The sequence below is a fragment of the Maribacter sp. PR66 genome, assembly GCF_028464205.1.
Taxonomy (GTDB): Bacteria; Bacteroidota; Bacteroidia; order Flavobacteriales; family Flavobacteriaceae; genus Maribacter; species Maribacter flavus.
Map to the genome: position 1 here is coordinate 563,417 of NZ_JAQPCH010000002.1, position 17,646 is coordinate 581,062.

The 17,646-nt window shown below is 41.7% G+C and carries 15 protein-coding genes; 9 read left to right on the forward strand and 6 right to left on the reverse strand.

Annotation, left to right across the window (positions count from 1 at the left end):
* Positions 1 to 5: 5 nt before the first annotated feature.
* The 3 genes from PP181_RS07385 (at position 6) to PP181_RS07395 (ending at position 4,359) form a co-directional block, all read left to right on the forward strand.
* Positions 6 to 881 (forward strand): IPT/TIG domain-containing protein, encoded by an 876-nt coding sequence (locus tag PP181_RS07385; protein ID WP_246160784.1) that lies wholly within the window; start codon positions 6 to 8, stop codon positions 879 to 881.
* A gap of 229 nt (positions 882 to 1,110) precedes the next feature.
* Positions 1,111 to 2,583, forward strand: a complete 1,473-nt coding sequence (gene guaB, locus PP181_RS07390; protein WP_154916797.1) for an IMP dehydrogenase — start codon at positions 1,111 to 1,113, stop codon at positions 2,581 to 2,583.
* A gap of 96 nt (positions 2,584 to 2,679) precedes the next feature.
* The gene (locus PP181_RS07395; RefSeq protein WP_154916796.1) at positions 2,680 to 4,359 is read left to right on the forward strand and encodes a BACON domain-containing protein; all 1,680 of its coding nucleotides are present in this window, start codon (positions 2,680 to 2,682) and stop codon (positions 4,357 to 4,359) included.
* A gap of 24 nt (positions 4,360 to 4,383) precedes the next feature.
* Here PP181_RS07395 and PP181_RS07400 read toward each other — a convergent pair whose 3' ends face one another.
* The gene (locus PP181_RS07400) at positions 4,384 to 6,948 is read right to left on the reverse strand and encodes a M1 family metallopeptidase (protein WP_272636595.1); all 2,565 of its coding nucleotides are present in this window, start codon (positions 6,946 to 6,948) and stop codon (positions 4,384 to 4,386) included.
* Between the two features lie 112 nt (positions 6,949 to 7,060).
* On the opposite strand from PP181_RS07400, the gene PP181_RS07405 reads away from it, so the two are divergent.
* Complete coding sequence (locus tag PP181_RS07405; RefSeq protein WP_154916794.1) at positions 7,061 to 8,197, forward strand: DUF819 family protein; 1,137 nt, start codon at positions 7,061 to 7,063, stop codon at positions 8,195 to 8,197.
* A gap of 4 nt (positions 8,198 to 8,201) precedes the next feature.
* Here PP181_RS07405 and PP181_RS07410 read toward each other — a convergent pair whose 3' ends face one another.
* A complete protein-coding gene (locus PP181_RS07410; protein ID WP_138257562.1) occupies positions 8,202 to 8,735 on the reverse strand; it encodes a thioredoxin family protein in 534 nt (177 codons plus the stop codon).
* A 56-nt stretch (positions 8,736 to 8,791) separates the two neighbouring features.
* Entirely contained in the window at positions 8,792 to 10,030 is a 1,239-nt protein-coding gene (gene lysA, locus PP181_RS07415) for a diaminopimelate decarboxylase (RefSeq protein WP_272636596.1), read from the reverse strand.
* A gap of 220 nt (positions 10,031 to 10,250) precedes the next feature.
* Between lysA and PP181_RS07420 the strand changes: the two genes are divergently transcribed.
* From PP181_RS07420 to PP181_RS07430, 3 genes are all read left to right on the forward strand, one after another.
* Positions 10,251 to 10,889 carry an LON peptidase substrate-binding domain-containing protein gene (locus PP181_RS07420; RefSeq protein ID WP_272636597.1) on the forward strand — a complete coding sequence of 213 codons (639 nt, stop codon included), beginning with the start codon at positions 10,251 to 10,253 and terminating at the stop codon, positions 10,887 to 10,889.
* 110 nt (positions 10,890 to 10,999) lie between these two features.
* Positions 11,000 to 12,193 (forward strand): ADP-forming succinate--CoA ligase subunit beta, encoded by a 1,194-nt coding sequence (gene sucC, locus PP181_RS07425; protein ID WP_272636598.1) that lies wholly within the window; start codon positions 11,000 to 11,002, stop codon positions 12,191 to 12,193.
* A 416-nt stretch (positions 12,194 to 12,609) separates the two neighbouring features.
* Positions 12,610 to 12,945 carry a hypothetical protein gene (locus PP181_RS07430; protein ID WP_138257566.1) on the forward strand — a complete coding sequence of 112 codons (336 nt, stop codon included), beginning with the start codon at positions 12,610 to 12,612 and terminating at the stop codon, positions 12,943 to 12,945.
* A 37-nt stretch (positions 12,946 to 12,982) separates the two neighbouring features.
* Here PP181_RS07430 and PP181_RS07435 read toward each other — a convergent pair whose 3' ends face one another.
* Positions 12,983 to 13,345: a DUF1456 family protein gene (locus PP181_RS07435; RefSeq protein WP_272636599.1), complete on the reverse strand. Its 363-nt coding sequence runs from the start codon at positions 13,343 to 13,345 to the stop codon at positions 12,983 to 12,985.
* Between the two features lie 168 nt (positions 13,346 to 13,513).
* On the opposite strand from PP181_RS07435, the gene PP181_RS07440 reads away from it, so the two are divergent.
* Entirely contained in the window at positions 13,514 to 13,933 is a 420-nt protein-coding gene (locus tag PP181_RS07440) for a TerB family tellurite resistance protein (RefSeq protein WP_246160783.1), read from the forward strand.
* On the opposite strand, the gene PP181_RS07445 is transcribed toward PP181_RS07440, so the two are convergent.
* Positions 13,930 to 15,198, reverse strand: a complete 1,269-nt coding sequence (locus PP181_RS07445) for a DUF2254 domain-containing protein (protein ID WP_272636600.1) — start codon at positions 15,196 to 15,198, stop codon at positions 13,930 to 13,932. The genes PP181_RS07440 and PP181_RS07445 overlap by 4 nt on opposite strands.
* 203 nt (positions 15,199 to 15,401) lie before the next feature.
* On the opposite strand from PP181_RS07445, the gene PP181_RS07450 reads away from it, so the two are divergent.
* A complete protein-coding gene (locus tag PP181_RS07450) occupies positions 15,402 to 15,827 on the forward strand; it encodes an Hsp20/alpha crystallin family protein (RefSeq protein WP_138257569.1) in 426 nt (141 codons plus the stop codon).
* A 185-nt stretch (positions 15,828 to 16,012) separates the two neighbouring features.
* Here PP181_RS07450 and PP181_RS07455 read toward each other — a convergent pair whose 3' ends face one another.
* Positions 16,013 to 17,536, reverse strand: a complete 1,524-nt coding sequence (locus tag PP181_RS07455; protein ID WP_154916790.1) for a M20/M25/M40 family metallo-hydrolase — start codon at positions 17,534 to 17,536, stop codon at positions 16,013 to 16,015.
* Between the last annotated feature and the right edge of the window lie 110 nt (positions 17,537 to 17,646).

A 17,646-nucleotide genomic window follows, 5' to 3' on the forward strand; every position in this document is an offset into this window, starting at 1 on the left:
TTTTTATGAAAACAACGTTAAAACTTTTTACCTTTCTAATGGTGGTTTTTTCCTTTTTGGCCTGTAGCGATGATGATGGCGACGCGGTATCGGAATTTACGGTAACCACTATTTCACCAGAATCCGGCACCGTGGGTACCGAAATTAGAATTACCGGAACCGATTTTCCATCGGACGCTTCCAATATTTCAGTTTCATTCAATGGAATTCCGGCCACTGTTACTTCGGTCTCCACTACCGAAATTGTAACTACGGTTCCATCCGGGGCAACTTCCGGACAGATTGAAATATCGGCGAACGGGTTCAGAAAAACATCGGCAGCCACCTTTACGGTCCTATCCAATCTGGTTTCGGACACCGTGTCTAATTTAGAAGCCCCACAAACAGGGGGGCAGGGACAACCCATAGGAGGCCCATTTACAAAATTTAGTTTTGAGACCGGGGCCGTTACGGACAGTGAAACGGATTGGGACATTGCCTTTCGAGGTACGACCATAGCGGTGAATGGCGGTACGGCTACGGGTACCAATGAGGAGCCTACGAGGAACGGCAATGGTGGGGCAACGGTACAAAATGGGATTTTTTCCGATATCACAAGTGCCGATGGACTCTCCTTTGATCAGGATGCGGCAGGTTCCTTTGCCGTACCTGCGGGAAGCGGCGAAGGATGGTACAATTACAATCCGGCCACCTTTACGGTGACCCCTATTCCGGGCAGGATTTTGGTATTTAGGACCCATGATGGGAAATTTGCCAAGGTCGAGATTATAAGTTATTATAGGGACGCACCTGCGGAGCCGGATGCATTTTTAAATGAATCCAGGGTTTATACCTTCAATTATGTGTACAATCCCAACGAGGGCGAAACAGCGCTGGAATAAAATAGGTTGATAGGATTCCTTATGACCGAGTAATTCTCCTTGAATTGCTCGGTTTTTTTATGTCGGTTACATTAATTTGACTTAAAAAATAGGAATGAATGAACGCTTTTTTTAGGATTTTCAAGATTAGGGTACCTTTCGTAGCTACTTTGATTGAATACCCCTTTCTATCGAATGAATTATCCCAATTAAAAAGCGTATATTTGCACGCAATTAAATCCTTAATTGCATGGAAGCCCACCTTAATAAAATTCTTGGAGAAGGCCTTACGTATGACGACGTACTTTTGGTACCTGCGTATTCAGAAGTACTGCCCCGCGAAGTAAATATCCAATCCAAGTTCACCCGAAATATAACCATCAATGTCCCCATAATTTCTGCGGCGATGGATACCGTGACCGAATCCCGCATGGCAATTGCAATCGCGCAAGAAGGCGGCATAGGGGTGCTTCACAAAAACATGACGATAGAGCAGCAGGCCCTTAAAGTGAGGAAGGTCAAAAGGGCGGAAAGTGGAATGATCTTGGATCCCGTGACCATGCCGTTGCATTCCACGGTCAAGGATGCCAAGGCCAATATGAAGGAACACAGTATTGGCGGAATTCCCATTGTGGATGATGAAGGCAAGCTGATTGGAATCGTAACAAATAGGGATTTACGATTCGAAAAGAATAATGACCGACCCATTTCGGAGGTAATGACCTCGGAGAACTTGGTCACCGCGGGGGAAGGAACTTCCCTATCCGAAGCTGAGGACATCTTACAGGAGCACAAAATTGAAAAACTTCCGGTCGTAGACAAGAACAACAAATTAATCGGTCTCATCACCTTTAGGGACATCACCAAACTTACCCAAAAGCCCATTGCCAACAAGGACCAGTATGGCCGTTTGCGCGTTGCTGCGGCTTTGGGGGTGACCATGGATGCCGTGGATCGCGCGGAGGCCTTGGTGAATGCCGGAGTGGATGCCGTTGTTATCGATACCGCCCACGGACATACGAAAGGCGTGGTTACCATACTAAAGGAAGTCAAAAAGAAATTTCCGGATCTGGATGTGATCGTGGGGAATATTGCCACGGGCGAAGCTGCAAAATATTTGGTGGATGCTGGTGCCGATGCCGTCAAAGTCGGGATTGGTCCTGGCTCTATTTGTACCACGAGGGTCGTGGCCGGAGTAGGATTTCCACAATTCTCGGCCGTGTTGGAGGTCGCTGCAGCCATTAAAGGTTCCGGGGTTCCCGTTATTGCAGATGGCGGTATTCGTTACACAGGCGATATTCCCAAGGCTATTGCCGCAGGTGCGGACACTGTTATGTTAGGTTCGCTTTTGGCTGGAACGAAGGAGTCCCCCGGGGAAACCATTATCTACGAAGGCCGAAAATTCAAAAGTTATAGGGGCATGGGCTCCGTGGAAGCCATGAAGCAAGGTAGCAAGGACCGTTACTTTCAGGATGTGGAGGACGATATCAAAAAATTGGTTCCTGAGGGCATTGTGGGTAGGGTTCCCTATAAAGGTGACTTGTTCGAAAGCATCCATCAATTTGTTGGCGGGCTTAGGGCCGGGATGGGCTACTGTGGGGCCAAGGACATCGCGACATTAAAGGAGACAGGTCGATTCGTAAAGATTACAGCGAGCGGAATCAACGAGAGCCATCCACATGATGTGACCATTACCAAGGAATCTCCTAATTATAGTAGGTAGATTATTTGGATTATTATAGAAGATTATCTTTAGAGGTAGCTGCTCAAAATATTCTTCCTTATTCCTCGTTTGATTGATAAATTAGTATAAAACTATATGGGAAAAAGTAAGCCCTTTTTTGCAATTAAATTTCTTTGTGGAATATTCTTTCTCCTATCGTGTTCTAATGAAAATGATTCAGATATAGGCAAAGATTTACAGTTGATAGTTTCTCCGAACAATTTGGAGTTGTTACAAGGTGAATCAGGTACCATTTTTATTTCTTCCCAACCTGAAGGAAGACTCGAGTGGCGAATAGGTAGTAAGCCAAACTGGATTTCTTTTTCTCCTTCCAGTGGTATTTTGGACGGTACGATTGATGAAATTTTGGTTACCACGGAGGTTTCCGGTTTAAACGTTGGTTGGAACACTGGTTCGGTAGAAATAATTTCAAGTTCGGCTGGTAAAAAGTTGATGGATGTATCGGTATTTATAGAAACTCCTCAAATTTCTCAAATGGCCATATCAAAGAGCATTCTGGAATTTGATTATCAAGAAGATTCAACCGAGTTTTACATTAAAAATTCAGGTGGTTTGGACTTTAATTGGACCATTAATAATCAAAATGATTATTTAACAGTTTCTCCAGACTCAGGTTTTTTGGCTATAGGTGATTCTATTTTGGTAACCTCAACTGTTGATAGAACCGAGTTAGAAACGAATATCTATGAATATTCTTTAAATATTGGAAATAATCAACAGAACGCTTTGGAGCTGCCTGTCAATATAAAGGCCTATAAAGAGGAAAAATGGATATTGGATAATGGTCAAATTGTGGATGCTGAATATGATCGAAATTATGACAAAATAATTGCGGTTTCAGAATTTCCAAACCAAATTCTTAATATTAATCCAGTTTCTCAGGGAATTCAATCATTGGATTTGAACTTACCGCCTACCAGCGTATCTATTAGTCAAGATGGTAATTTAGCCGTAGTTGGTCATGATGGATATATTTCCTATATAAATTTATCATCTATGGAATTGATTCAAATGTACAGCGTCACAACGGACGTATTTGATATTGTTTTGGGACCAAACAATTGGGCATATGCCTTTCCACGTGTAGATCAGCATGAACGTATTAGGTGTATTGATTTGTCCACTGGAAATGAGACACAAAACACAGGAAATACCATTTATGCGGGGACTAGGGCCAAGTTGCATCCTAGCGGCAGTTATATTTATGGCGCAGATAATGGTCTTTCCCCGTCCGATTTTGAAAAGTATGACATTTCTGGAGGGACTGCACATTATCTTTACGATTCTCCATATCACGGTGATTTTGAATTTAGCGGAAATATTTGGATATCTGAATCTGGGGATAAATTATTTTCTAGGGCCAGGAATGTATTTAACGCTTCAGAGAATCAAACGAATGATATGACATATAGCGGAAAATTATTAGGTGAGCAAGGAAAACGTATTTCGACTATGGATTCCCATGCAGAAGCAAATGTAATATATACTATCGTAGACGAAGGGTTATGGGATTGGGATTATAAACCTGGAGGTGTTGTTAAAAAATACACCGAAGATTTTTACAACTTCCAAGGCGAAATAGAGTTGCCAAAGTTTTTAGGAACGGATACGAATGGCAATTTTTCCCTTTTCTCGTCTCACGGGTATTTTGGCTTTTTTAATTCCGCAGGTTCCCAGTTTTACGTAATAGTTAAGGCCGACGAGGAGAACAACTCGGCAGTTAGATGGGGTATTTCCACTATAACTGTTGATTAATGTCAACTGATATCCTATTTTAGTTTATTGGATTATCCTTTTGTTTAGAAGTTGAACCCTTCGAAGGTCATCGGCGGCTTGCCATAACTTGTTTTTAAGGGAGGGGTTTAGTTCCGGATTATCCTTCAAATATTCCTGCATGATTTCGTAGGCTTCGTTTGAGGTATGATTACCTATGGTGCTGCTCAACCAGCGTTTTGGAAAGAAAATATCGCCTGTTTGTTGTATTTCATCCAAAAGGTTTAGACTGGGCCTAAGATGTTTCAAGGCAAATTCTTGGTGGAGGGGATGATTAATATTATTCAATGCCGATGCTGTCCAAACTTCCTTTGAACGGTTCTTTTCAAGTTTCATGGATTCCATAAAGTCGCTTTTTACCGATGCATCCTGTGAAACGGAAGGTAGCAGGAAGTTGAAGCGTTCCAATTTGTCCGGATTGTCAAGGGCGTTTTTAGCCGTTTGCAAAATTTCCTGTGATTCAGGATGTTGATAGAGTGCTAGGTCCAAGGCCATTTCGGTAAAGTCATCCTTGTTCAGTCGAAGATTGGATATTTCGATTTTTTTGGACCAAATATCGTACAACTGTTGGAAGGAAGCTCCTGTGTAAGCCACCGACTGGAAGGTCGAGAACAAGGTCTTTTTCTTGTTAGGGGTAAGGTCCTTTTGCAATTGGGACCACAAATTATCCGTTATTTTGGATTGCTCCAAGCGACGTTCCTCTTCCGATAGGTATTTCCAGAACAGGTTTCTCAAATACCCCGATAACAAATTCGCTAACAATTCATTCCCTTCCAGATACAATCGGTTTTCATAAAAATGGAGTAGCTCCAAAGGTTTTGTAGTTCCATTTAATGCATTTTCATAGGCGTTTATGTACAAGGAACCTCTAGCGACTTCATCACCCATCATAGCTATGGTCTCAAAAGCTTTCGGATGTATTGGAAATACGCCATATCCCATACCATCGGAATTATAAAGGACTGCGAGTGGTTTCTGAAGTCCAAAGGCCTCGGTGATTTCCAGTTTGTCTCCGGTAAATTCCACCGGAATTCTTAGGATGGAATCGGGATAGACCAAGGAAATCTCAAAAATCTGGGGCCAAATTTGGTCCGAAGCATCTTCGGCCATTTGTATCAATTCCAAAGAGGAAATCTTGCCGACCTCCGTATATGTTATACTATCCTTGAAAATGGGCCTACCGGAACTATTTACCCAGACCTCGCTCCAAGAAAGGAGGTCTATATCCGTACGGTTATCCAAAATCTTCACGAGGTCGTTCCAATTCGCATTCGAATTTTGATAGGTTTTTATGTATTCCTGAATACCTTTTTGAAAGTTTTCCTTACCCAAGACCGCTTCCAACTGTCGCATCATAATGGGCGCCTTGTTATAGATGATACTGCCATAAAGCGAACCCGCATTGTTGAGGTTTTTCAATTCTTGCCTGATTGGATTCGTACCTTTTGTACGGTCTTCACCGTATGCACTTGGGTAATGGCCCACCATAAATGCCAATTCATGGTTTATGGAAGGAAACGCGGGATTTACGATTTTATCCGCCATGAAGTTGGCAAAAACTTCCTTCATCCAAACATCATTGAACCAGTCCATGGTTACCAAATCCCCAAACCACATATGGGAAGTTTCATGGGCAATCAGTTTGGCCCTGCCCAGTTTTCTGTTTTCCGTAGCGCTGCCATCCAAAAAAAGGGAACTTTCCTTGTATTGAATGGCCCCCACATGTTCCATACCGCCGTATTGAAAGCCTGGAATCGTGGCAAAATCGAGTTTTTGAAAGGGGAAGGGAAAATCGGTATAGGATTCGAGAAACACTTTGGAACTGTGGTGCAACTGGAAAATGGAATCGATACTATAACTGATTTTTTCTTCATCGGTTTCCCGATATAACATTTTCATAGGAAAATTGGCTATGGCCATTTCTTCGGATTTAAACTTTCCCGCCACGAAGGAAAAAAGATACGTGCTCATTTTGTCCGACTCCCCAAACCGATGTTCCGTACATCCGTTTTTGGTGAACTGGTCAATTTCTGGAGCGGCACAGAGTACTTTCCAGTTTTCAGGGGCGGTAATTGTCAGCGAGTAGGTAGCTTTTAAATTAGGCTGGTCAAAGCAGGGAAAAAGCGTTCGTGCCCGATCTGGTACCAGAAGGGTGTATAGATAGTCTTCATTTCTGTTTAGTGAAAGTTCACCGGCTAAAAAATCGATTTCCAAGGAGTTTTTCCCCTTTACCAAATTGGACTTTGGAATTCTGATGTGCTCGTTTTGGTGCTGGATTTCAATGGGTCTTCCATTGACCACGATTTTTTTTAAATGATCTGGATGCTCCTTAAAATCCAAATAGAAATCCTTACTGCCCAGAAGTTCAAATGTCAGTGTTTCACTGGCGAATATGGGTTTTTCCAAGGAATCCGGTATGTGAAAATGGAGTTTATACTGTATGTTTTTGAAGGTCTCGGACCGTTCTTGAGCCAATTCCAAAGACACCCCTGGTTCAGCTTGTATAGGGTTGCTGCCATTCGGTTTGCAAGAAACTATTAGTATGATACCAAGTAGGAAGGTGTAACGCATAAATTGATTTTGAGATAGAAAAGTAGCGATTAAAATTCCATGGTACAAGTCATCTTTGGTTCGGTTTCAGATGTTGGGAATATACCACGAACTTTTTAGTATCTTGTGCAAAATGAACTTCACCAACCAACCCCTTTTCGTATTCGCCGTACTTTGTCTAATGGTTTGGCTATCGGTCAGGGCGGCCAAGACCTCTTGGGGCAAACCATTGGGAGGAGCCCTTTTGGTTATATTGTTTACCGCAGTTTGTGCCAACCTCCAAATAATTCCTTCCGCATCCAACAGTATACCTTTATATGATGCAGTATTTACCTACTTGGCCCCGATTTCCATTTTCTACCTTCTTCTAGGAGCAAATATTAGGGCCATTAAAAAAGCAGGTGTACCCATGTTGCTATTGTTTTTATTCGGTTCTTTGGCAACGGTGGCAGGTATTCTTCTTGCCTGGGTCATTGTTGGTCCCCAAGGCGTGTTGGGCCCGGAAGCCAAAGTTTTGGCGGGGATGCTAACGGGTACCTACACGGGAGGGAGTGTCAATTTTAATGCGGTGGCCCTTATATATGGTTTTCAGGAAAATGGGTTGTTATATGCGGGTACCATTGCCGTGGACAATGTGATAACGGCACTATGGATCATGGCGACCATTGCCCTTCCGCACGTGCTAAGAAGGTTTATAGCGGATCGGCGCATACTGGAAAAGGAACCCTTGAAGGAGCAGCAGGGTACCACGGAACCACTGACATTAGAAGAGTTAAGCCTTATCGTTTTTTTGGGTGTGGGGGCCTATCTACTCTCGGATGTTTTACACACATTAATACCTAGGATACCCAGTATTCTCATCATTTCAACCTTGGGGATTGTAATGGCCCAATTTCCTTTCGTCGAAAAAATAAAAGGAGCCCAAACCCTTGGTCTATATACCGTATATCTATTTCTAGCCGTTATAGGTGCTTATTGTGAAATTGATGCCGTGGTTCAACTTAAGGAAGTAGGATTAATCCTTTTCTCCTTTACCGTGTTGGCCGTTTTCTTACATGGTGTCATTATTGTGCTTCTTGGTGGTCTTTTTTTAAGGGATTGGGATATGGTGGCCATAGCAAGTCAGGCAAATGTTGGAGGTGGAGCTTCTGCGATTGCCTTAGCGGAGACCTTTGGGCGCCAAGAACTTGTGCTTCCGGCAATATTGGTTGGGACTTTGGGAAATGCCTTGGGAACCTATTTGGGTTTTTTGGTCACAGCAATACTGTAGCAACTTATTTTCCCGCTTCAGCGTAGGTTTTCCAATCCTTTTCCTTATAAATATCCTCACCAAAGTATCGGGCGATATTTAGGAAAGGTTCCGGTTTTTGGTAGCCGGGTACTGGTGAAAGCATATTGAATTTTTCATCAAGGAATATGGTGGTAGGATAGCTTAATCTTCCCTGCATTAGGGCTGCTGCAAGCTCATGGTAGCCTTTTCTACCCGATGGCACAAACTTATAGGTTTTTCCCTTGAATTCTATAGGCTCCGCACCTTCGCCGTCAAGCTTGACCATGTAGAAGTTTTCCGTCATGTAGGCGGCCACTTCCGGGTTTTGGAATGTATCCTTATCCATTTTTTTGCACCATCCGCACCAATCGGTGTAGACATCGACAAATACTTTTTTTGGATTTTTATCCGTAGCTGCCAATTCTGCGGCTTCGTTCCAAGAAAGCCATTTCACCTCTTGGGCCTGCGACCCAGCAGAAATCAATAAAAACGCGACTAAAAATAGATTTTTGATATGTAAGGAAACGCTAGAGTTCATACTTGTTATGGAGTTAGTCCAACAATTATACCAAAGCTAACGTTTTTTTTGGGTCTTTATTTCACTTTCTCAGGTTGCTTTACCGCAAATAAGTCCTTTACATCTACCTGATTCTTAATTAAATCGTCAAAGGTCTCACGTTCCCGTATCAAAATCGCCTGACCTTTGTGCCATAAAACTTCCGGCGGTCTAAACCTGGAATTGTAATTGCTGGCCATGGTAAAGCAATAGGCTCCCGCATTCTTGAAACACAGAATATCCCCTTCTGATATCTCATTGATTCTTCTGTTGCTAGCAAAAGTGTCCGTTTCGCAGATGTAGCCCACCACCGAATAATAGCGCTCCCTTCCCTCCGGATTGGAAATGTTTTCAATGGAATGGGTAGCCCCATAGAGCATGGGCCTGATCAAGTGATTGAAGCCCGTATCCACACTGGCAAAAACGGTAGAGGTAGTTTGTTTTACAACGTTCACTTTGGCCAAAAAGAATCCGGCTTCACTTACGAGGAATTTTCCGGGCTCGAAGGCCAGGGTAAGGTCTTTGCCATATTCTTTGCAGAATTCATTGAATCTTGAACCCAACTTTTTTCCCAGTTCCTCAACGTTCGTCTCAATATCGCCTTCTTTATAGGGAACCTTGAATCCACTTCCAAAATCGATAAAATCCAAATTTTTAAAGTTTTTGGCGGTTTCAAAAAGGATTTCCGAAGCGTAGAGGAATACATCGATGTCCAAAATATCGCTTCCGGTATGCATGTGTATTCCGTTGATATTCATTTTAGTAAGCTCCACAATTCGCAATAAATGCGGTATTTGATGTATGCTTATACCGAATTTGGAATCGATATGGCCTACGGATATTTTCGAGTTTCCTCCAGCCATTACATGCGGATTTATCCGGATACAAACCGGAATGTCCGGATGCTTGCTACCAAACTGTTCCAAGATGGAAAGGTTGTCAATGTTGATCCGAACGCCCAATTTGGCCGCCTCCTCAATTTCTTCCAAAGAGACGCCGTTGGGGGTGAAAATGATGGACTCTGGTTTAAAACCTGCCAATAGACCCAGTTGTACTTCCTGAATGGATACGGTATCCAGGCCACTTCCCAAACTGTTCATCAATTTTAAAATGGTGATATTGGATAGAGCCTTGGCAGCGTAATTCAACTTCAATTTCTTTACGGTACCAAAGGCTTTGGTAAGCCTATTGAACTGGGAGGTTATTTTTTCGGAGTCATAAACGTAGACGGGGTCTCCGTACGTTTTGGCGATTTTCAGTAAATCCACATTGTTCATAGCGATATATTTTTGACAAAGCTAGTAGTAACAAAGGATTCCCACAAATATTTAGCCTGTAAAATAGAATAATACAACAAAATGTGTCAAATGTAACAGTAAAATCCATCTTTTGCTTGTATGCTATATACAAGCTTTGTAATTTAGAAAGAAATTCAGTTTTTCATAAAGTATCAATGGGTTAATAAACTGCATTGATAATCACATCATTTATATTTTAATGAAACTACCTCTTTTTCCTTTAAAATCCGTTTTCTTTCCCGGCGAAACTGTGCCCTTGCATATTTTTGAGCCCAGGTACAAACAGCTGATCCAGGATTGTAGGGAAGAGGCCATTACCTTTGGAATACCGGTTTTCCATAACAATCGATTGGAGTACGGGACGGAGGTGCAACTGGTAGAAGTGGTCAACACTTATGAAGGAGGGGAGATGGATGTTGTATGTGTGGCCAGACAAGTATTTAAGGTCGTTCTATTTGAGCCGCAAATGGGGGAGAAGCTATACCCTGGCGGACTTGTGGAATTATTGGAGCATGATTATATCTGTCCGGCCAGTTATAAGGCAGAGGTGGTGAAAAAGATTCGGGAACTTTATGCGATTATGGAACTTCCAAACACACCGATTGACCTGGCCAAGTACAATAGTTTTGTGTTGGCACATAAAATAGGGCTTTCCTATGAACAAGAATACCAGTTATTAAAAATATCCAAGGAACAGGAGCGACTGGAATTTATTTATAACCATCTGGTGACAACGATCAATGTGCTATCCCAAGTGGAAAGAACCCGGAAAATTATTGAATTGAACGGCCATTTTAAGAATTTTGACCCCTTGGATTTCAAAAATATTGAAAGTTAATGTGGACAAGTTTGAACGAATTGGCAGGACCTTATTCATTTAATCAAGTTTAATTTTCAATAATTACCCTGTCTTTCCTATTTTTGCCCAACAAATAAAACTACCCTAATATGAACCTTCACGAATATCAAGGAAAAGAGATATTATCAAGTTTTGGCGTTCGCATACAAAGAGGAATCGTAGCGCATAGTGCCAAGGAAGCGGTTGACGCGGCCAAACAATTGACAGCGGAAACGGGAACCGGATGGCATGTGGTCAAAGCGCAGGTTCACGCCGGTGGTCGCGGAAAAGGTGGTGGCGTTAAATTGGCCAAAAATTTGAAGGAGGTCGAGGAGCTTGCAGGACAAATTATAGGTATGAACCTGGTCACTCCTCAAACTTCCGCCGAGGGTAAAAAAGTACATCAGGTTTTGGTGGCCGAGGATGTTTACTATCCCGGTGATAGTGAAACCAGTGAATTTTATATGTCGGTCTTATTAAACAGGAGTACAGGCAGAAATATGATCATGTATTCTACCGAAGGCGGTATGGATATAGAAGAAGTGGCCGAAAAGACACCGCATTTGATTTTTACCGAGGAGATCGACCCAGCAACGGGACTTCTTGGTTTCCAAGCGAGAAAAATAGCCTTCAATTTGGGCCTATCAGGAACCGCATTTAAGGAAATGACCAAATTTGTTTCGGCCTTGTACAAGGCCTATGTACAGAGCGATTCCAGTATGTTCGAAATCAACCCTGTTTTGAAAACATCCGATGATAAGATTATGGCGGTGGATGCTAAGGTTTCCATTGATGACAACGCGCTTTATCGCAGAAAGCAATATGCCGAAATGAGGGATTTGCGGGAAGAAAATCCAATCGAGGTCGAAGCAAGGGCCGTAGGTCTAAACTACGTGGATTTGGATGGAAACGTGGGATGTATGGTAAATGGTGCCGGTTTGGCAATGGCTACCATGGATTTGATCAAAATGGCCGGAGGTGAGCCTGCAAACTTCTTGGATGTTGGCGGTACCGCCGATGCCAAAAGGGTGGAAGAAGCTTTTAGGATTATTCTAAAGGATCCCAACGTAAAGGCAATCCTTATCAATATTTTTGGAGGAATCGTGCGTTGTGACAGGGTCGCCCAAGGTGTAGTAGATGCCTATAAGAATATGGGCGATAGTATCAAGGTTCCCATTATCGTGCGTTTGCAAGGGACCAATGCGGAGTTGGCCAAGGAGATTATTGACAATTCTGGATTAGCGGTCCATTCCGCGGTACAGTTCAAGGAAGCTGCCGATAAAGTGGAGGAAGTATTGAAATAAGTATTCCTAAAGAATATTTTTTATAGAAAGGCAATGTTACCGTAACATTGCCTTTTTTTTATTGTTAACGCGAATTTGCCGCAAATTTTGCACAACATTTATTGAAAGGTTGACAATAATCGAAACCTTTTTTAACTCCCTTAAGGGAATCCCATGCATGTGGAAATGCCTATTTTAAATTTAGGTTCATCGCCGGCTTACTCATTTGAAGATTTGGTTAAGACTTGTCAGTAACCGTCACAGCAAACCTTTTCAATGTAACTTTGACTTGCTATTAGAAGCGATGATTTTGATTAAAAAAATGTTAAAACGATGTTCTGTTGTAACATTCTCATTTTTGAGGCGTCTTTTTAGTAAATCATCATCAATCAATTATTAATCAACTTTCAGAAATGGAAGTCAAAAAACAACAAGTCATGAGAAAATTAAGTTTAGTTTTTGTAGCAGCTTTGCTATTAGCAACAGGAAATGTTTTAGCCAACGATGCAACAGGTGTTGAACCTGAAAAGAGTCTTTCCAATCAAATTACCAAAATGTTGGAAAACAATTCCTTTACTGAAATGGAGTCCGACCTTACTGCACAAGTACGGTTCACCTTGAACAGTGCAGGGGAAATCGTTGTGTTATCCGTGGATACGGAATCCGTAAATTTGGAGCGATTTGTGAAGGGAAGGTTGAACTACCAAAAAGTGGACGTTTCGAATGTGGAGGAAGGTAAGCTTTATACCGTGCCTGTGAGGATTGCCTCTTAACAATTTAGAAATCAAACAAAAAATCCTGATGCCAGCATCAGGATTTTTTTTTGTTCTTGTATTTTCCGTGACTTAAGTTGGTATCCACGTTTTTCAATTGTTGTTTTTTAAAACTTTTGGTTTTGTCGAAATTCTTGGTGGGTTCCTTGTCCAAGAGAACTTCACCTGGATTTTTAGGATTTTCCCGGGTCCCTCTCAGGTATATGACAAGTCCGTTCAGGAAATTACGAAGTATTTGATCACCACATTCCATATAGTTTGGGTGGTCCTCCTTTCTAAAAAAAGCACCCAATTCACTTTTTGAAATCTTAAAGTCGACCAGGGTCAGGATTTCCACAATTTCGTCATCCCGAAGCTTTAGGGCAACCCTCAATTTTTTAAATATATCGTTGTTTGTCATAAACTTTAAATTTCATGCAAGTTATCATTATTATTGGTTCCTGATCGCTGTACATGGACATAAAAGAATCCGTTGAACGGGAAACCCGATCATATTTGTTAAATAACTGTTTTTCATAGATTAAACTATACTATTCTTTCAATTTTGTTGTTATCTCCATAGAAATAAATGTATAAAGGAATTGCAGTGAACACCTTAAAGGAAAAATTGAGTATTCTCTCTGAAATGATCGCTTTTGCCAGGGTTGATAATACCTTAAAGCAATCGGAATATGATTTTCTTTTTAATGTGGCACAGAGCCTTGAAGTGAGTAAAAGGGAGTTCGATGGGCTTTTTCAAAGAGAAGTGGAGCACATAATTCCAAAATCCCAAGCGGAACGGTTGGTCCAATTCAATCGGTTGATTCTATTGATGAACATCGATGATGAAAATAACCTCAAGGAGATTGAGCGCTTACATGATATTGGCCTACGTATGGGGCTGCCGCCATCGGCCATTGAGCAGGTGTTGTCCATTATGCACGAGTACCCCAACAAAATAGTTCCGCCAGAGATAATCATCAATATTTTCAAGGCACATTATAATTAGGACCATACATGAAATCCATCCCTCAGTTGGGTAAGGTCCCGTTGGTTTTTTATCATTTTTTCCATATCCTTTTTTAGATTATCCGTTTCCAATACTATGGCATCGCTTTGTTGTGAATTAACCGTTCTTTGGCGTAATAAAGAGAGCATGTTCAATAGTTTGCCGGTGACCATGATATCGTGGGCGCAATAGGGCCTGTAGGTTGCCAAGACATTGTACAGCACTTCAGGAAAGGTATTTCGTATGAATCGCACCTGATTTGTTCCATCCTCGTTGCTTAAATATTCAAAATCCCTGGTTTGCATGAGAAAGGTGAACAATTCCGTAAGGTAGTCGATACTATTTAGGGCGGTCCCGGGGTCATTGATTCCCGGGGACATGGCCTTTATGCCGATTTCGGAAATTTGCCGAAAACCATAAAGATAATTATCACCTGTAAGTTCTTCCTTAGAGATGATCAAGCACTTGAAAATCTTTGCTTTAATTTCTTCCGAAATGGATTTGTTCGTTAAAATTCCTACTTGATTACTCAGGATAAACTGGCCTTTTCGGATTATAAAGGCGATTTTTAGTTCGTTCTCAAGACAGATATCCAACAAATCATCTTTAAGTGCGCCCTGAAAATAGCCCGTTTTGTCCAGTTTTAAAGCCGCCCAATCGTGCATCTCTGGAAAATCGATAGCGTTTTTTACTTCGGTCTCCAAAACTTCCAATAGACTTTTCTTGGTTCTAGAGTGGATGGCGTAAAGAATCGTTCCAACCTGTATGGATTGGGATATGTTGTGAATGAAATAGATAAAGGAAGCCAAACATAGAACCGTTAGAATAATGGCAATCAGTACCGAAAATCCCGGGGTTTGGTAGGAGGGGTCGGTCGGTTCAATAGAGACCAGAATGAAAATATTGTATAGAATCACGGCCAGATAAAGCCCCAATACAATTTGGTGTTTCTCATCGGAAATTATACCAGGCAGCACTCTAGGGGAAAAGTTGCTGGAGGCTTGGTTCAGTAATATCATAACCATGGAAAAACTGAATACCATCAAGGAAATCAACCCGCCGATCAACGTGCTTAAAAGCGTTCTTGCGGTTTCCGTATTTTCAATGACGAGACCTGGGGCCATGTCCATTAGGTATTTGGAAATGCCCCTCTGTTCCAGATAAATAAACAGGAAGGCGACCAATATTCCGGTAACCGAAATAATTGTGGGATAGAAAGCGATCTTACTTCGTACCCTGTAAAATATATTCTTGATTCGGTTCATTGATTTATGTTGCTATAAATCTAGTCAGAGGGCTGACAATACCTTACTTAAAAAGCATTTTAAACGAACTCAAAAAATAAAATAATGTCATATTGACATCATTGCTTTGAGTAATTAGGACATATTGACATAAAAGTTTCAGTGGTATAGGATTTGTCTTATGCTAGGCGTAACAAAGTTTAATCTAAAAAAATATAAAAGTTATGAACCTAATTAAAAGAAATGACGTGTTGTTTCCTTCATTGATGAACGAGATTTTCAAACCTGATTGGTTTGGTGGAATGGAAAATTTCAACAGTACCGTTCCAGCAGTGAACATTAAAGAAAATGAAACCGGGTTTGAATTGGAAATGTCGGTTCCCGGAAGGAAGAAAGAGGATTTTAACATTGAGATTGATGACAATCTTTTAACGATTTCCTCCGAAGTAAAAACAGAGAACGAGACGAAGGAAGGTAATTACACGAGGAGGGAATTTGGATACGCTTCTTTCAAGAGGTCCTTCACACTTCCTGAATCCGTTGATGCGGATAAAATCGATGCTTCCTATGAGAATGGAATATTGCGATTTGCCTTGCCGAAAAAAGAAGAGGCGTTGCCAAAGCCTAAGAGAATGATAGAATTATCATAAAAGAATTGTGCAATCCTTCAATGGATTTCATGATGTTTGGTTGAGTTGGTTAGTTGAAAAGTGTCCTGAGAGATCAGGGCACTTTTTTATTGGTGCCGTCAATAGAATCAATACCGCAGGGCTTACCTCAAATCTGTCATTTGGTTTTCTATGGTTGCCTAGTGGGCGTTCCCTTAGGTATTTATTTACTCCAGTTTTTCCGTGAGAATGGCCAAGCAGCTCATGATACCTTCCCTGTAATTTCCCAAACGTAAATTCTCGTTGGGCCCGTGGATGGCATTGTCAGGATTCGGAATGCGAATGGATACTGCGGGTATTTCCAAGGTTTTTATAAATGGGGCCATGGGTTGTGAGCCGCCGGTGGTACGCATATTTACGATATTGTTACCAAACACTCTGCTCATAGCACTATTTAGAAAAAGGCCAATTGCGCTATCCATATCCGTCCGAAACGGTTGCGACCCCAATCGATACTTGAAAGATGCCAGTTTAGGGTAGGTTGCCCGTTCCTCAATCGATGGTAAGGAATCCACGAGGTGATACCCAAAATTTTCAATATGTTTCTTTAGAAGCATTACCTGTCGTTCTCCCGGAGTCTCTGGAACCAAGCGCATATCGATTTCGATGATTACTTCGGATGGAATTATGGTCCGAACTTCTTTTTCAACCCATGCCGACTTCATACCCCTGATATTCAAAGACGGATATTGCAATGCTTCCTGATAGGTGGGCGCTACTTCATCTGGGGCGGCAATACCTAGGTTTACCAAGGTGCTGTCTAGATTTTCCGGTATGGCGGCCAAACTTCTCTTGTCGCTTTCCGTGAGCTGAACACCTTCGTAAAACCCCGGTATGGTTACCTTGCCCTTTTCGTCCTTCATACTGGCAATGAGTCGGGATGCCTCAAAAACCGGATTTGGCGCAAAGTTTCCATACTGTCCGCTATGCAATCCGTATTTTGGGCCAAAAATCCTTAGGGTCGCCGTGGCGATGCCCCTTGCTCCATACGTTAGTGTTGGCAAGTTGGATAGATGCCTTGTGCCATCCATTATGAACAGCATTTCCGCATCCAAAAGTTCCCTGTTTTGAGCAACCGCTTTGGGTAGGTGGGGCGAGCCCAGTTCTTCCTGAAAATCCATGATGACCTTGATATTGAATTCGGGTTTTATTTTCTTTAAATCCAGGATTTGCAAAGCGGTCAAAAAGGACATTGCGGGACCTTTGGAATCTGAGGATGAGCGGGCAAAAATGCGCCAATCAAAATCAACATCCTCCCTTAATTTTTCAAAGTCGATGATTTCCCATTTTCCATGCTGTTTTTCTTTCAGAACCGGTTTAAATGGATTGGGCTGAAACCATTTTGTAGTGTCTACCGGTTGCCCATCGATTTGTAAATAGAACAAAACCGATTTCCCTTTTTTTCGAACTATTTTTTCAGCGAATAGGAGCGGGGCACCTGCTGTTTCTATCACCTGGGTCCTGAAGTTCAACGCAGAAAAAGCACTGTCGCACCAAGTCAAATTTGCAGCTATCTGTTCGGGAAAATTACCATCGTTTGGAAGTGTTAAAAATTGTCGTAAATTGAAAACCGATTCAACGAAGATTTCATCGGTCATGGCTTCAATTTTTTCGGCCGAAACTTTTTGGGACCAACTTTTTTGATATACCATAAAGCAGGTCAGAATCGCTAGGAAAAACCACTTTTTCATATTAATTATTGGGGAATACTTCGTTTTAGATTTGTCTAAAAATAATTATAAAAAATTGTAAATCAAATTTTTAATCGATTCTATATAATTGGTTACTTTATAAGTATCGA

What these genes read in the sequence shown, in the direction of transcription:
- PP181_RS07385 (WP_246160784.1), top strand. Translation starts at nt 6, where the DNA reads ATGAAAACAACGTTAAAACTTTTTACCTTTCTAATGGTGGTTTTTTCC.
- guaB (WP_154916797.1), top strand. Translation starts at nt 1,111, where the DNA reads ATGGAAGCCCACCTTAATAAAATTCTTGGAGAAGGCCTTACGTATGAC.
- PP181_RS07395 (WP_154916796.1), top strand. Translation starts at nt 2,680, where the DNA reads ATGGGAAAAAGTAAGCCCTTTTTTGCAATTAAATTTCTTTGTGGAATA.
- PP181_RS07400 (WP_272636595.1), bottom strand. Translation starts at nt 6,948, where the DNA reads ATGCGTTACACCTTCCTACTTGGTATCATACTAATAGTTTCTTGCAAA.
- PP181_RS07405 (WP_154916794.1), top strand. Translation starts at nt 7,061, where the DNA reads ATGAACTTCACCAACCAACCCCTTTTCGTATTCGCCGTACTTTGTCTA.
- PP181_RS07410 (WP_138257562.1), bottom strand. Translation starts at nt 8,735, where the DNA reads ATGAACTCTAGCGTTTCCTTACATATCAAAAATCTATTTTTAGTCGCG.
- lysA (WP_272636596.1), bottom strand. Translation starts at nt 10,030, where the DNA reads ATGAACAATGTGGATTTACTGAAAATCGCCAAAACGTACGGAGACCCC.
- PP181_RS07420 (WP_272636597.1), top strand. Translation starts at nt 10,251, where the DNA reads ATGAAACTACCTCTTTTTCCTTTAAAATCCGTTTTCTTTCCCGGCGAA.
- sucC (WP_272636598.1), top strand. Translation starts at nt 11,000, where the DNA reads ATGAACCTTCACGAATATCAAGGAAAAGAGATATTATCAAGTTTTGGC.
- PP181_RS07430 (WP_138257566.1), top strand. Translation starts at nt 12,610, where the DNA reads ATGAGAAAATTAAGTTTAGTTTTTGTAGCAGCTTTGCTATTAGCAACA.
- PP181_RS07435 (WP_272636599.1), bottom strand. Translation starts at nt 13,345, where the DNA reads ATGACAAACAACGATATATTTAAAAAATTGAGGGTTGCCCTAAAGCTT.
- PP181_RS07440 (WP_246160783.1), top strand. Translation starts at nt 13,514, where the DNA reads ATGTATAAAGGAATTGCAGTGAACACCTTAAAGGAAAAATTGAGTATT.
- PP181_RS07445 (WP_272636600.1), bottom strand. Translation starts at nt 15,198, where the DNA reads ATGAACCGAATCAAGAATATATTTTACAGGGTACGAAGTAAGATCGCT.
- PP181_RS07450 (WP_138257569.1), top strand. Translation starts at nt 15,402, where the DNA reads ATGAACCTAATTAAAAGAAATGACGTGTTGTTTCCTTCATTGATGAAC.
- PP181_RS07455 (WP_154916790.1), bottom strand. Translation starts at nt 17,536, where the DNA reads ATGAAAAAGTGGTTTTTCCTAGCGATTCTGACCTGCTTTATGGTATAT.